Raw genomic sequence first — 13,296 nt, forward strand, 5'->3', positions numbered from 1 at the left:
TCGAGTGCCAGGCACCAATTTGATAAAATTCCAGGTGTGCATATTAACTAAGTGTTCCAAAAGAAAGTAAACAACCTTTATACCTAAAAAGTGAAACTTCAAAATCAGTGGGGTTTTACTACCCGTTAATGCGGGATAAATGTAGGACTAAAGGTTGCTTAACTCTCTCTTCCATTCGTTTAAGATTATTTTACTTTTTCTACCTTTACAGGACTCTTCGTTCTTAATGATTGATAACAAGCTTCAATGACACCTAAATTTTTGTTGCTTAGTTTACCTTTGTTAATCGGTTGTTGTTGTAGGATAGATGTTGAGAAATGCTCGACTTGTAAGAGGTATTGATCCCCAGACACATGTTCTTCTCTTGCTTCTCCGTTTTCGTCTGTTATGGAAATGATCCCTTCGCCATCTCTTAAATCTGGACGAAAAGCGAAAGGAACACGAATGGCGCCCTTTGTTCCAAAAATTTCATACTGATGGGTCATCGGCTCTTCAAAGCTGCAATGAAATCCTGCGGTAATACCGTTGTCAAAGGTTAGTAGCCCAGAAGCCGTTAAGTCAACTCCTACATTTGCAGGAATATTACCAGATACATAGACTTCTTTTGGTTCTTGATCTAATAAAAAAAGGCTCGCATGAATACAATAGCAGCCAATATCAAAAATGCTACCGCCGCCTAATTCAGGATTGATCCGGATGTCACTCTTATTTAAATCAAGCTGGAATGTAAAGGCTGCTCTCATATGCTTTACATCTCCTATCTCTCCACTTGCAATGATTTCTTTGACACGTTGATGCTGCGGATGAAATTGATACATAAAGGCTTCCATGAATAAAACGTTGTTCTCGGCACATGCATTTGTCATTTCTCTTAAATCCGCAGAATGGAGTGCTGCTGGTTTTTCACATAATATATGTTTTCCCTTGTTTGCAGCTTCGATGACCCATTTTTTATGTAAAGAGTTTGGGAGTGGAACATATACAGCTTCAATATCTGGGTCCGCTAATAATTCCATGTAGCTGTCATAGGCTTTTGGGATATTCAATGTTTCTGCTACTTGTTTTGACTTGTTACTTTCGCTGGCAATTGCATAGACCTCACTGTTTTCCGCTGCTTGTAACGCGGGAATAATTTGTTTTTGTGCAATATTCGCCGTACTTAATATTCCCCATTTAATCACTCGTTTCAATGAATAGCCCCTCCTTCGGTTTTGTGCCTAATAGACGGCCCATTGGTCGTTTATTGTACACAACGGGCACTGATTGTTACTTTTGCGCTTCTAATTTCCTGTTATTCTGTCCTGGTTCTACAGTCTCGATCATTCTCATGTTTTTTAAGCCGTGCATGATTTCATACTTCTCTCGACCAAAATAATCATGAAGATCTAAATAATATTTATAAAGCTCATCATATATTTTCACATTTTCTGCGATTGGAACAAAAGCCTCCTCTTTAACTTTGGCCATACTCTCAGCTGCTTCAAAAATCGTGTCGTAACCACCGTTTTTTCCCCCTGCAGCAACTGAAGCGTACATGGCAGCACCGAGAGCCGTTGTTTGTTCCGAATTAGCTATTTTAATTTCACGATTGGTAATATCAGCGTATATTTGCATAAGCAATTTATTTCGTTGTGGGAGACCGCCACATGCGAAAAGTTCCTTGACCACCACCCCTGCTTCTGTAAAATTTTCAATAATTTTTCTAGTCCCAAATGCTGTCGATTCTAATAAAGAACGATAGATTTCTTCTGGTTTCGTAGCTAAAGTAAGTCCGATAATCGTTCCAGATAAATTGGCATCGACTAAGACAGAACGATTGCCATTCCACCAATCTAAGGCGATTAGACCTGATTGTCCAGGCTTATACCTGGTTGCCTTTTCCTCCAATACTTGATGGACACTTTTTCCTGCTTCTTCTGCTTCTTGTACAACATAGCTTGGTACTGCTTGCTCTACATACCAAGCAAAGGAATCTCCTACCGCAACTTGGCCTGTCTCATAACTGTAGTAACCAGGAATAATTCCATCTTCGACGATGCCACAAACCCCTTCAATTGCTTCTTCTTTATCCGCTATTAACATGTGACATGTAGACGTTCCCATCGCTAAAACAAACTGTCCAGGGTGTACGGCTCCAACAGCTGGAACCCCAGCATGAGCATCAATGATTCCAACAGCAACAGCAATCCCCGGTAAGAGCCCTAACTTGTCAGCCATCTCTTTTGTCAGTTCTCCTGCCTTTTCGCCAATCGACCGAACCTCACCACGCATTTTTGTTTCTAAAATATGTTCAAAACGCAGATGTAGTGCTTTAAAAAATGAAGCCTCCGGATACCCAGCTTCTTTATTCCAAAATGCTTTGTAACCACATGTATTACTACTTCGAATTAGATTGTTGGTTAATCGATACGTGACCCAGTCACAAGCTTCGATAAATAAGTCCGCTGCTTCAAACACCTCGGGTGCCTCTTTGATGATTTGTAAAATCTTCGGGAACATCCACTCCGAAGAAATTTTGCCACCATAACGATGTAAAAAATCTTCTTTTCTTTCTATGGCAAGACTTGTTATTTCATCTGCTTCTTTATTTGCTGCATGATGTTTCCACAACTTCACCCAACTATGTGGATGGCTTTCCCATTTTGGATCCAAACATAATGGATCTCCTTGTTGATCTAAAGGTAAAATAGTTGAAGATGTAAAATCGATCCCTATACCAATTACATCTTTCTTATCGATATGAGACAAACGCAACACTTCAGGTACCGATTGAAAAAGTACATCTAAATAATCTCCTGGGTGTTGCAACGCCCAATCTGGTTGAAGTGGTTTTCCGTTCGGCAGCACCTCATCTAAAACACCGTGTTTATAAGGTGTCACATGTGTGGCGATTTCCTCACCCGTGTCAACATCAACCAATAGCACTCTCCCTGATTCCGTTCCAAAATCAATTCCGATCGTATATTTTCTAGTCAATTTGTATTCCCCCTTTCTCAATTCCATGCATAGTGGTCATATTAGTAAAAAGAAACCCATAGGCTGTTCTAAAAAGGGTTAGACCCTTTTTAGAACAGCCCCATTTCGCATTCTTTATTTATATAATGGACCATACGCTTCACACGCTCTATAATCAGCGCCTGTTAAGTCACCAACACCAAAAGCACTCCAAGCACTTGGTCGGAATATGCGATTGTCCTCTACATTATGCATAGAAACCGGAATACGAAGCATTGATGCCAATGTAATTAAGTCGCCGCCAATATGGCCATAACTTACTGCACAATGGTTGGAACCCCAATTGTACATGACTGAATAGACATCTTTAAACACACCATGACCCGTTAATTTAGGAACGAACCATGTAGTTGGCCACGTTGAGTCTGTTCTTTTATCTAATACATCATGCATATCTTCTTCTAATTCTACCGTATAACCTTCTGCAAGTTGTAATACAGGACCAAGTCCCTCGACAATATTGATACGAGCAATTGTCACAGGCATTCCGCCGCGAGTCGTATAGTCGGTGGAGAAGCCTCCGCCTGGGAAGAAATCAACCGCTTGACACCACTCTGTTGCGTCCAAACATTTTTGCGCTTCTTGTTCTGTGATTTCCCAAAATGGCTTCATAGCTGGCTTGCCATCTTTCTCTTGCTGGCCTGTTCCATCTAATGCTGCTGGACCTGAGTTAAGCAAGTGGATAATTCCATTCGCAGCCACTCCCGTTAACTCTTTGCCCGTGACTCGTTTCACTGCCTCTGGACTCCAATATGTACGAACATCTGCAAATATTTGCGCTGCATTGGTTAATAAATGCCCGAATAACATTGTCACGCCATTCAACGTATCGTTTTCAGTAGCCATGATGAATGGTTCCCTAATGCCATTCCAATCAAATGATGAAGACAATATTGCTTCCATAAAATCGCCGGTAGGCATAAAGTCGGTCCATGCACGCTGTCCTTGGAAACCAGCTGCGATCGCATTATGACCTAATGCTGCTTCGCCAAATCCTTTTTCCGCTAACTTCGGATTGCCAATCATTAGATCTCTCGCAATTAGAGCCATTTTAACGATGGTTCTCCAGTCTTTCTCTTTCTGTTCTTCTGATCTTTGTGCATCAGGTAAAAGACCATTTTTCCCTTCTTTACAATGCTTCTTCACCCAAGCATAGGCAAATTCGTATTCTTCGGTATCATAAATTTCCAATTGCAATCGTCGCATGACTTCACTCATATCGACATATTCGTTTCTCATGCCGAGATATCGTTGAAAGAATTCTTCATTTACCATACTACTAGCAATCCCCATAGAGACCGAGCCTATGGAAAGATACGATTTGTCGCGGATGATCGTTACTGCAAGTGCTGATTTTGTGAATTGTAATAGTTTCTCTTGTACATCTTCCGGGATCGAAGAATCCGTCATCTCTTGTACATCGTGTCCATAAATGTTAAACACAGGCAACCCTTTTTGATTATGGGCAGAGGAAGCTGCTGCTAAATACACCGCTCCCGGTCTTTCCGTTCCATTAAATCCCCAAATTGCTTTAAGCGTATGAGGGTCTTGGTCCATTGTTTCCGTCGGATAACACCAAGATGGAGAGACAGTAATTGTAACAGCAACACCTTCTTTCTTAAATTTTTCACGGGCTTGTGCAGCTTCAACTACTCCACCGATTGTGGTATCAGCAATGACACATTCAACAGCAGTTCCATCTGGATAATGTAATTGTTCTTGTAAAAATGTCGCAACATTCGTTGCCATATTCATTGTCACTTCTTCTAATGATTCTCGAATCCCACCTTGGCGACCATCAATAACTGGTCGGATGCCGATTCGTGGAAATTCTCCTACCCATCTTTTATCACTTTGATTAATTAAAGATTCCATACTTGTTTCCATCTTTTGTTCCTCCTTCTTATTAAATTACGCCATGTTAGTTCCCTTGTTTATTTACCTGGAAAAAGTAGTTCCTGTACTTTAGTTCATCAAAGTTGTTCATTGTCACAGTTATACCTATATCGATTTGTTTTCTACCGCTCTAAATAGCATTTACTACGCTGTTGGTGCTCCTTTAAATTAACAATCATCTTACATAACTAATTCTGTTTTTCACCTCTTTCTCCTCCTTTGGTACAATGGATGTAATATAAATTTTTCAATTTAGAAATACTTTTCTGATCATTTCATCCTTATTTTTATTAATCATAAATTCAGAGATACTAAAGTCATTAATTAGATTCCGGTTTATCAAAAAATTACAGCCTTTCTTAGATGCGTCCCCCAAATACCACATTACAAAGCCGGAAATTAAATTTACGTGCCGGAATCGGTACTCTTCGAGCGGAAATTTGAGGTTTGCGCGCCAAAGCCAATATTTCTGCACTTATAAACAGAAAAACTCTCAACTGCTGTTAAGACAGTGGAGAGATCTTTTAACTCTTAGCCTATTTCACTTCTACAATAAAGCCCGCCCAAGTATTCATTCTTAGGTGAAAATTCAGTTTTGGATTTTCTTCAATTCTTACTTGTGTATAATAATATCCGGGTTCATCTAGTTTTATTTCATTTAAGAATACATCAAATACTATAACAACAAACAAATTACGGAAAAATAAAAGACATGATTCCGGTACAATATCGAACTTATATCCAACAAGCTGCCTAATGAAATATCCTGTCTAACTCTTTGGGGCACATCATAAAGGTTACTCTTTATACTCTTCCCGTTACACTCTATATGTTCACTTACCACTCTGCGATACTGCCGTCCTTATGACGCCAAACCGGATTGCGCCAGTTATGACCAACCTCTGCCATAGTTCTTACATGCTCTTCGTTAATTTCAATGCCTAGTCCTGGTCCGTTTGGAATTTTTACATAGCCATCTTCATATTCAAATACTTGTTTATCAACAATATAATCTAGTAAATCACTACCTTGATTGTAATGAATCCCTAAACTTTGTTCTTGAATAAATGCATTGTGACAGGTTGCATCTACTTGGAGGCAGGATGCTAAAGCAATCGGTCCTAATGGACAATGAGGCGCAGCTGCCACATCAAAAGCTTCGGCCATCGAGATAATTTTCTTACATTCTGTAATGCCCCCTGCATGTGATAAATCCGGTTGGATAATATCGACATAGCCATCCGTAAGCAGCTTTTTGAAATCCCATTTCGAATACATTCTCTCACCTGTTGCAATCGGAATCGCCACGTGGTTTGCGATGTCTCGTAATGCCTCATTATTTTCCGGCAAAACAGGCTCCTCAATGAACATCGGTCTGAACGGCTCTAGTTCTTTGGCAAGAATTTTCGCCATTGGTTTATGTACTCTGCCATGGAAATCAATGCCGATGCCAACATGAGGTCCGACTGCCTCGCGGACGGCTGCAATTCGAGCTAACACTTGATCAATTTTTTCATAGGAATCTACATACTGGAGTTCTTCCGTCCCATTCATTTTCACAGCTGTAAATCCTTTCGCAACCATGTCTTTAGCCGCTTCGCCAACATCAGCAGGACGATCGCCACCTATCCAAGAATAAACCTTAATCGATTCTCGAGCTTTACCGCCAAGGAGTTGATGGACGGGAGCGTTATAATATTTCCCTTTAATATCCCAAAGTGCTTGATCAATCCCAGAAATCGCACTCATTAAGATTGGACCGCCACGATAGAAACCTGCTCGATACATGACATTCCAATGGTCTTCTATATGAAGTGGATCTTTGCCGATCAGATATTCCATTAATTCATCAACGGCAGTTTTGACAGTTGCTGCTCTTCCCTCAACGACCGGTTCTCCCCACCCCACAATGCCTTCATCTGTGTCAATTTTTAAGAATAACCAGCGCGGTGGTACTTGGAATAATTCATATCCTGTAACTTTCATAGCACACTCTCTCCTTCTGTATGATCGAGATATTTGTTTTAAGAACGGATGGCAGAAACAAAGGATTCAGCCTTTTGCGTCAATGCCTTTAAGTATTCTTCGTTCACTTCCTGCTTTGTGTCGACGAGTGAGCTGCCTATTCCAAAACCAATCGCTCCAGCTTTTTGAAACTCGCCGATATTGGCTAAAGTAATACCACCAGTCGGTAAGAGTGGTATATGTGACAGTGGACCATGAATATCTTGTAAATAACTTGACCCCATGCTACCTGGAAACACTTTGATAATATCTGCCCCATACTCATAAGCGGTTAATATTTCTGTCGGTGTAAACGCACCAGGGATGCTGACCGCCCCATATCTTTTCGTCATTTTGATCGTTTCAATATTTACAGTTGGAGACAAGATAAACTTTGCACCTGCTAATATAGCCGCGCGAGCTGTTTCCGGGTCTAATACCGTTCCAGCGCCAACAACCATTTCATTCCCAACCGCTTGACTCACACGTTCTATCGATTGTAGGGCGTTTGGCGAGTTAAGTGTGATTTCGATCAATCGGATGCCGCCATCTCGTAATGCTTTAGCAATCTTGACTATATCTTCCGGTTTAGCACCACGGACAATCGATATAATTTTATGATTTAAAATCTGTGTAAGGGTATTCATTTCACCCACTCCTTTTCGTGTATCAGTGGAATGACATCTTCTTTGTGCGTTCGATTCATATCTTTATCAGGCAGCCCTTCAATATCCTCATTGGTAGTCGTGACTATTGCTCCGACTCGAACTGCCTGGGTTTCTTAAAAACCAGCTATGCTCCCAAATAACCAATACTCGCTGAGATTTTTTTTGCAGTCAGCAGCAAGTTTTCTACAATATAATCCTTTTGTTTGTTCATTCTTTCTTTAGGACCAGCCACACTGATCGCTGCTTGAATCGTTTGATCGGCTCCATAAACCGGAGCAGCTAAACAAAATAACCCTTCTTCATTTTCCTCATCATCGATCGAATAACCAAGTTGCCAAAAGATTCTTAGCTGCTCTAGTAGCTGCTGCTTGTCCGTGATGGTTTGCTTCGTAATTGGAAACAATTCCACAGCGTTTAAGATTGTATGCCGATTTTGTTCAGGCATAAAGGCTAAGAAGACTTTGCCAAGGCCTGTACAATATAAAGGCTTTTGGCCACCAGGCTGTGCACTCGTGCGAATCGAACGATTACTGTCAATCTTCGCGATGTAGACCAGATCCTGATCCGATAACACCGCCATAAATACCGTTTCTTGAACATCTTCCATCAATTGTTTTAAGAAGGGATATCCTTGAGAAGAAATATCTAACGATTCCATGGCAGCGCTACCAATTTGAATCAGCTTTGGCCCTAACTTATATGTATTAGCGGAATCAAGGGATAAATACCCTGCTCTAAAAAGCGTGCCAATCAGACCCGATGTACTACTTTGTGGAAATGATAATGTTTCACTTATTTCTTTAATCGTTAAACCATGTGGCTTTTGGCTTAATAATTCAAATACTCGAAGAACACGCTCTGCAGATTTAACGGACATATGTGCACCTCTTTCAAATCATATATATGATTTTGATTCCTATACGTGATTTAGTAAGTTAATCGTATCATGAATAATTTGATAATTCCAACAATATTTAAAAATGACTAACGATTCAAAGTCGTTAGCCATCTCCGTTCAATCAATAACAAGAGTTACTGATCGATTTTTATGTTTTCTTAAAAATTCTATTAAATGATTGTCTAGGTCATGTATACCGAAATCATACTCCCCGCCACTGGTCAACTCATTGAAAATGTAAGTCATCCGTTTCCTTTAGAAGCTTTACTGATGCGGATAGGTTTCTTTCAAAAATTTTACTGATTGATTAATTAACTCTTTTAAAACGTCAACATCAATATCTGCTATTTTATTTATATACACACATGCTTTACCTGTAGTATGTTTGCCAAAGTCCATTAATAATTCCTCGCGTTTCGAGTCACCTGGTGCAAAATACAAACTGATTTTAGCTTTTCGAGGTGAAAAGCCAACTAGAGGTGCATCACCTTCGTGACCGGTTGCATATTTATAATGATAGGAACCAAATCCAATAATACTTGGTCCCCACATCTTCGCTTGATAACCTGTCGTTTCTGTAAAAATATCTAATAATTTAAATGCATCTTCACGTTTTTTAGGGCTTTCGACATTTTCAATAAACTCTATGACACTACTGTCGGTTTCTTTTGTTTTTAGTTCGTACATTGTTAGAATCTCTCCTTTTCTTTAGTATACTGTTTAGTGGGCCATACTAAAACTTCAATATGAAAAGCTTTTTTCCTTCCGTTCCAACTCCCCGTTTGTTGAAGAAAAATATTATAGTACATCTACGACAAATGTATAGGATGAGTCACCGTTTGTCCATTCAGCATAAATTTCAATTACATACTTTCCTTTTTTCGATGGTAAGGTGATTTGGTGTTGATTCACAAGTAATGCTTCACCACGGTTTTCTTCTTCCCATATATATGCCTGTAATTGTGGTAGGGAGCCATCGTTAAACTCTACATTAGCTAGTGAACTTTGATCAATTATTTCCGCTTTCATATTTTCAGCTATTTGAAATGGTGAAGCAGCATCTGCAATAACCGTCTTATTTGAAAATAAACCCTTTGATTCCCATTTATAAGTGCCTCTAGCTGTTTCGATCTTTTCACCATTTATTTTTACTATGGCATCTGGCGGTATTTCTGGCGGCTCTTCTGCAGATTTACTTGAACAACCTACTACATTGAATATGAACAACATTATTATTGCAAATACATACTTCTTATTTTTCACGTAAATCCCTCCTTTTTTCTGTTAGACATTGCTTGTTTATACATGTTTCAAATCATATTTTATAATCTAGCCTTAAAGGCCAACATCATATTACACAAAAAATATCAAAACTTATTATTATAGTAGATTTCGGTCCCTTTGAAGTAATTTACAAATGATGATCAAAGCGAGCAGCGATCTGGCACTACATTTCTAATATTTTGGCACTGTTAAATTATTTGCAAAATTAGTCTACACTTGTGAACAATTCTATGTTATTTGCTTGACTATTTGTTAAATGTGACAGGAATTTTAACCAAGACATAATCACCAGTCCACATCTGCGTCGTGGCAATCAAACGATCTCCTTGTTTTTCAAAGAAAAGTCCGCTTCCGTCCTTTTGCTTGAACAGCCAGCCATTTTGACTTAGCATTTTCTTGATATTTTCGTCAGCTATGCTTTGTGCACTGCGTGTGATATACCACTCATATCCGTTTTCACTTGCTAATTTAACAATTGCTTTATTTGAATCATTTAGCAATTCTACCGCTTCTTTTTTACTAAGGTTCTCCATTGGAAGTGGAGGATAGAAAAGTTTGTTGGTAAATACAAAAACGGCAATAAATAGAACTGATACAACAAACACTATCATTTTCTTCATTCTATCGCCCCTTATGATTCTTCTTTCAATTCTATATTAAATATTCCAGTTGTATTCTAAAATACCTTTCTATTCGGAAAATCTCTTCTATTTAGACGTAGTGAGGTGTTTATTTCTATCATAGAACTCCTTAATAGATTCTGGAACATTTGACCGATCTTGTTGCATTTCTGAAATATAAATAGATTTGGTCGGTATACCACCTTCGTACACAATCATTTTTTATGTTGTCCAAAGTATAAATTTCTCACAAAATAGCACTTGTTGCCTACAATGCAATCAAGTGCTTACAGTTAACAATATCAATTTCTTAGTTTGTCTTGTTACAGCTAATGTCCTGGATATGTTAAAAATGTATATTTAATTCTTCACGAATTGCTTTTTCTAAGTATTCCTCAAAACTCTCTGCTATAATTTCTTTCCCACCGAAATCAAAGTCAAATGTAATAATTTCTGTATTCGGAGAATTAAAACCAACCGGATTTCCTGCACCGTCTATACCAATGGCAATAAAATTCTCATACTCTTTAGGGAATGCTTTTCTAAAATGTAGAGATTTCTCTACAAATGATGGTGTCGCAACAAACTCCGCCTCTCGCAATCCCAAGACAATAGCTTCACCAACTGCTCCAGAACCGTACCTCAAAAGAAATTCTTTAAAATCCTCTGGCAATTTTACTTTTAGTTCATCTTCTGCTTGGTTTACTTCCTCAATATTAAGAGGCTCTCCAAAGGCTTCAGGGCACATTTCGAACTCTTCATCGATGGCATTTAATATTTCTATCTTCATTCAATAATCCCCCTTTTAATCATTTCATTGGCATATCTTGCCTTCCAATATTCTTTACGCCACTTATTAAATTCTAGCCCCGCTTCTCCACTGCCAACTCCACCTGAATTTCCAAATGGATGTTGCCTTTTATTACCTAAATCATGGTATCTACTAGGCATCTCAATTATTGGCCCCTCAACTTTTTGTTCATGGTGATGGAGTACAATTGTATCAGAATCCACGGATGGCATTCCCCCCTGCTCCTTTAAGGGACTCCTCAAGCGCAATGAGATTGGTAACGGCCTCCTTGATTTGATTCATCTGATCTTTTTGGATATCTATTTTATCAAGGATCTCATCAATACCAGAATGCAGCGATTCTACTTCTAATACTTTCATTATAAAGGACATCCTCCACCTGTCGTATATTTAGTACTTTCATTATATCGATAGGTAAATTTTGGTCATATATGACATTAGTGGGAATTACTTATATGCATTTAGGCTATTCGTCGGTTTTTTTGTAAGTTCACTTTTCACCATTACGTTTTTACGAAAAGTTATATACAGCCTTTCCGCTGCAAAATTTCATGAATGTTTTTATCATCCATTCCTAAACGGAAAATTTGTAAAGCACCCTATTCAGCTGCTCCTATTTTTAATTGTGACAGGCATGAAAAAATAAAATTCGTATTAAGTTGAACGTAGGTAAACAAACACTCATTCCCTCAAAATACACATATATTAGTAAAAAAGGGGGTGATATGATGGATAGAATGATCCTAGTGTTTTTAGCAAGTCTTTTAGCTGGATTCTCACTGATAAAAGTGTCCTTAGCAGGAACATTTTTATCAAGTTTAGAACCATTCGCTACAATCATCGGAGTCTTAGCAGTTATCGTCTTTTCATTGGCCTTAATTTATCAAGGAGTAAAGACCTTATTTAACAAATAGCTATGTAAGCGCATTCAATTAAGATGACTCATATAGATCAGACCTCGCATTCTAAATCAGTATGTTATCTCATCCTGTATTTAGTTTTGCGGGGTCTCCTTCCTTTATGAGTGGTGACATTTCACGCCAAATCTATGTGACAACCAATCTCGGTTGCTCTATAATACACGATAAAATGAAACTTCAATCAGTGGGAGTTTTACTGCCCGTTAATGCGGGATAAACGATTCGTGGTACATCTTTACCATGAGCAATAACATCTCTAACTGCTCGTTTAATCCATTGTTTAGCCAAATCGTCAGTACCGCTAGCTTTTTCATGAAAATCTCTAATGAGACCTTTTGAGAACACACAAAGAACTTTTGTTTCACTATTAACTTGAAGTCTAACCCTTGGGTTTCTAGAGGAGACGATATATGTAAGGACCCCACTAGCATTCAAAAGGTAATGATTATTAGACACATCACATTCCATTACAGCTCTAGTTACCCCATTAACGAACTCTTTTTCGCCCTTTTGGATATACTTTTGACTTCCCATAGTAAACAAACCACCTTATTAAAATATTCATACCTATTTATATATTTCGTAAAGGTGTCTTAACTTCCTCTATTTCCACAGAAATATAACACAAATTTTACGAGTGAAATAAAAACTTTACATCAATTTTGAGTAATGGTTGATCTTTCACAAAAAAAGAAAACCCTACCTAAAATTTCTCACCACATGACTACCGTATCGATACGGTTTTCATAGACTAGGGGGAGAAGAAAGAGAAAGAGAATAATAATGCTAGCTTAAACTGCTTGAAAATCTGTACAAAAATAAAAAGTATCCCATAACGAAAGGGTCAGACACTTCGTCCACTTACATACACGCAGCAACAAAAATTTTGGAATCGAAATTCAATAAGATCCCTAACTACTTTATAACTACATCGACTTCTTATTCGGGCACTAAAAGCTTTGCTAATTTTAAAGAAACCATACTCTCCCTCCAAATACATTTTGTAAAAAGAGGTTCATAGCCGATTCATGTTTCGCCCTAATATTAACCTCCAAGAAGGAAACAACACCTGACACAATAAATTCCAAATCTAAAACCCTAAAAAATTTTATTGGCATGCTACTTTTTGCAAACACCAGCTTATAAAAGAAATGAAAGTAATTTTTATCGTTTCTAAGGA

General features: G+C 38.4%; 14 protein-coding genes. 1 reads left to right on the forward strand and 13 read right to left on the reverse strand.

Annotated features, from left to right (window positions below; all coding sequences use genetic code 11):
• Positions 1-185: 185 nt before the first annotated feature.
• The 12 genes from HNP81_RS04255 to HNP81_RS04310 form a co-directional block, all read right to left on the reverse strand.
• The gene (locus HNP81_RS04255; RefSeq protein WP_312859647.1) at positions 186-1,181 is read right to left on the reverse strand and encodes a Gfo/Idh/MocA family protein; all 996 of its coding nucleotides are present in this window, start codon (positions 1,179-1,181) and stop codon (positions 186-188) included.
• Positions 1,182-1,266: 85 nt separating this feature from the next.
• Entirely contained in the window at positions 1,267-2,976 is a 1,710-nt protein-coding gene (locus tag HNP81_RS04260; RefSeq protein ID WP_182501674.1) for a ribulokinase, read from the reverse strand.
• Between the two features lie 114 nt (positions 2,977-3,090).
• Positions 3,091-4,902: an L-fucose isomerase gene (locus HNP81_RS04265; protein ID WP_182501675.1), complete on the reverse strand. Its 1,812-nt coding sequence runs from the start codon at positions 4,900-4,902 to the stop codon at positions 3,091-3,093.
• A gap of 846 nt (positions 4,903-5,748) precedes the next feature.
• On the reverse strand, positions 5,749-6,897 hold the full coding sequence (gene dgoD / locus HNP81_RS04270; protein ID WP_182501676.1) for a galactonate dehydratase: 1,149 nt from the start codon (positions 6,895-6,897) through the stop codon (positions 5,749-5,751).
• Positions 6,898-6,935: 38 nt separating this feature from the next.
• Entirely contained in the window at positions 6,936-7,562 is a 627-nt protein-coding gene (locus HNP81_RS04275) for a bifunctional 4-hydroxy-2-oxoglutarate aldolase/2-dehydro-3-deoxy-phosphogluconate aldolase (RefSeq protein WP_182501677.1), read from the reverse strand.
• 145 nt (positions 7,563-7,707) lie between these two features.
• On the reverse strand, positions 7,708-8,460 hold the full coding sequence (locus HNP81_RS04280; RefSeq protein ID WP_182501678.1) for an IclR family transcriptional regulator: 753 nt from the start codon (positions 8,458-8,460) through the stop codon (positions 7,708-7,710).
• A 285-nt stretch (positions 8,461-8,745) separates the two neighbouring features.
• A complete protein-coding gene (locus HNP81_RS04285) occupies positions 8,746-9,168 on the reverse strand; it encodes a DUF1801 domain-containing protein (RefSeq protein ID WP_182501679.1) in 423 nt (140 codons plus the stop codon).
• A 111-nt stretch (positions 9,169-9,279) separates the two neighbouring features.
• Positions 9,280-9,744: a hypothetical protein gene (locus tag HNP81_RS04290; RefSeq protein WP_182501680.1), complete on the reverse strand. Its 465-nt coding sequence runs from the start codon at positions 9,742-9,744 to the stop codon at positions 9,280-9,282.
• A gap of 266 nt (positions 9,745-10,010) precedes the next feature.
• Positions 10,011-10,385 carry a hypothetical protein gene (locus HNP81_RS04295; protein WP_182501681.1) on the reverse strand — a complete coding sequence of 125 codons (375 nt, stop codon included), beginning with the start codon at positions 10,383-10,385 and terminating at the stop codon, positions 10,011-10,013.
• 346 nt (positions 10,386-10,731) lie between these two features.
• Complete coding sequence (locus tag HNP81_RS04300) at positions 10,732-11,175, reverse strand: SMI1/KNR4 family protein (RefSeq protein ID WP_182501682.1); 444 nt, start codon at positions 11,173-11,175, stop codon at positions 10,732-10,734.
• Positions 11,172-11,408: an HNH/ENDO VII family nuclease gene (locus HNP81_RS04305; protein ID WP_182501683.1), complete on the reverse strand. Its 237-nt coding sequence runs from the start codon at positions 11,406-11,408 to the stop codon at positions 11,172-11,174. The genes HNP81_RS04300 and HNP81_RS04305 overlap by 4 nt, the downstream gene beginning before the upstream one ends.
• The gene (locus tag HNP81_RS04310) at positions 11,389-11,556 is read right to left on the reverse strand and encodes a T7SS effector LXG polymorphic toxin (RefSeq protein WP_182501684.1); all 168 of its coding nucleotides are present in this window, start codon (positions 11,554-11,556) and stop codon (positions 11,389-11,391) included. Before HNP81_RS04310 ends, HNP81_RS04305 begins: the two co-directional genes overlap by 20 nt.
• Positions 11,557-11,921: 365 nt before the next feature.
• On the opposite strand from HNP81_RS04310, the gene HNP81_RS04315 reads away from it, so the two are divergent.
• On the forward strand, positions 11,922-12,110 hold the full coding sequence (locus HNP81_RS04315) for a hypothetical protein (protein ID WP_246399232.1): 189 nt from the start codon (positions 11,922-11,924) through the stop codon (positions 12,108-12,110).
• 183 nt (positions 12,111-12,293) lie between these two features.
• Here HNP81_RS04315 and HNP81_RS04320 read toward each other — a convergent pair whose 3' ends face one another.
• Positions 12,294-12,650, reverse strand: coding sequence for a hypothetical protein (locus tag HNP81_RS04320; RefSeq protein ID WP_182501685.1), 357 nt, complete (start codon positions 12,648-12,650; stop codon positions 12,294-12,296).
• Positions 12,651-13,296 lie beyond the last annotated feature (646 nt).

The sequence above is a fragment of the Peribacillus huizhouensis genome, from assembly GCF_014138605.1.
Lineage (GTDB): Bacteria > Bacillota > Bacilli > Bacillales > DSM-1321 > Peribacillus > Peribacillus huizhouensis.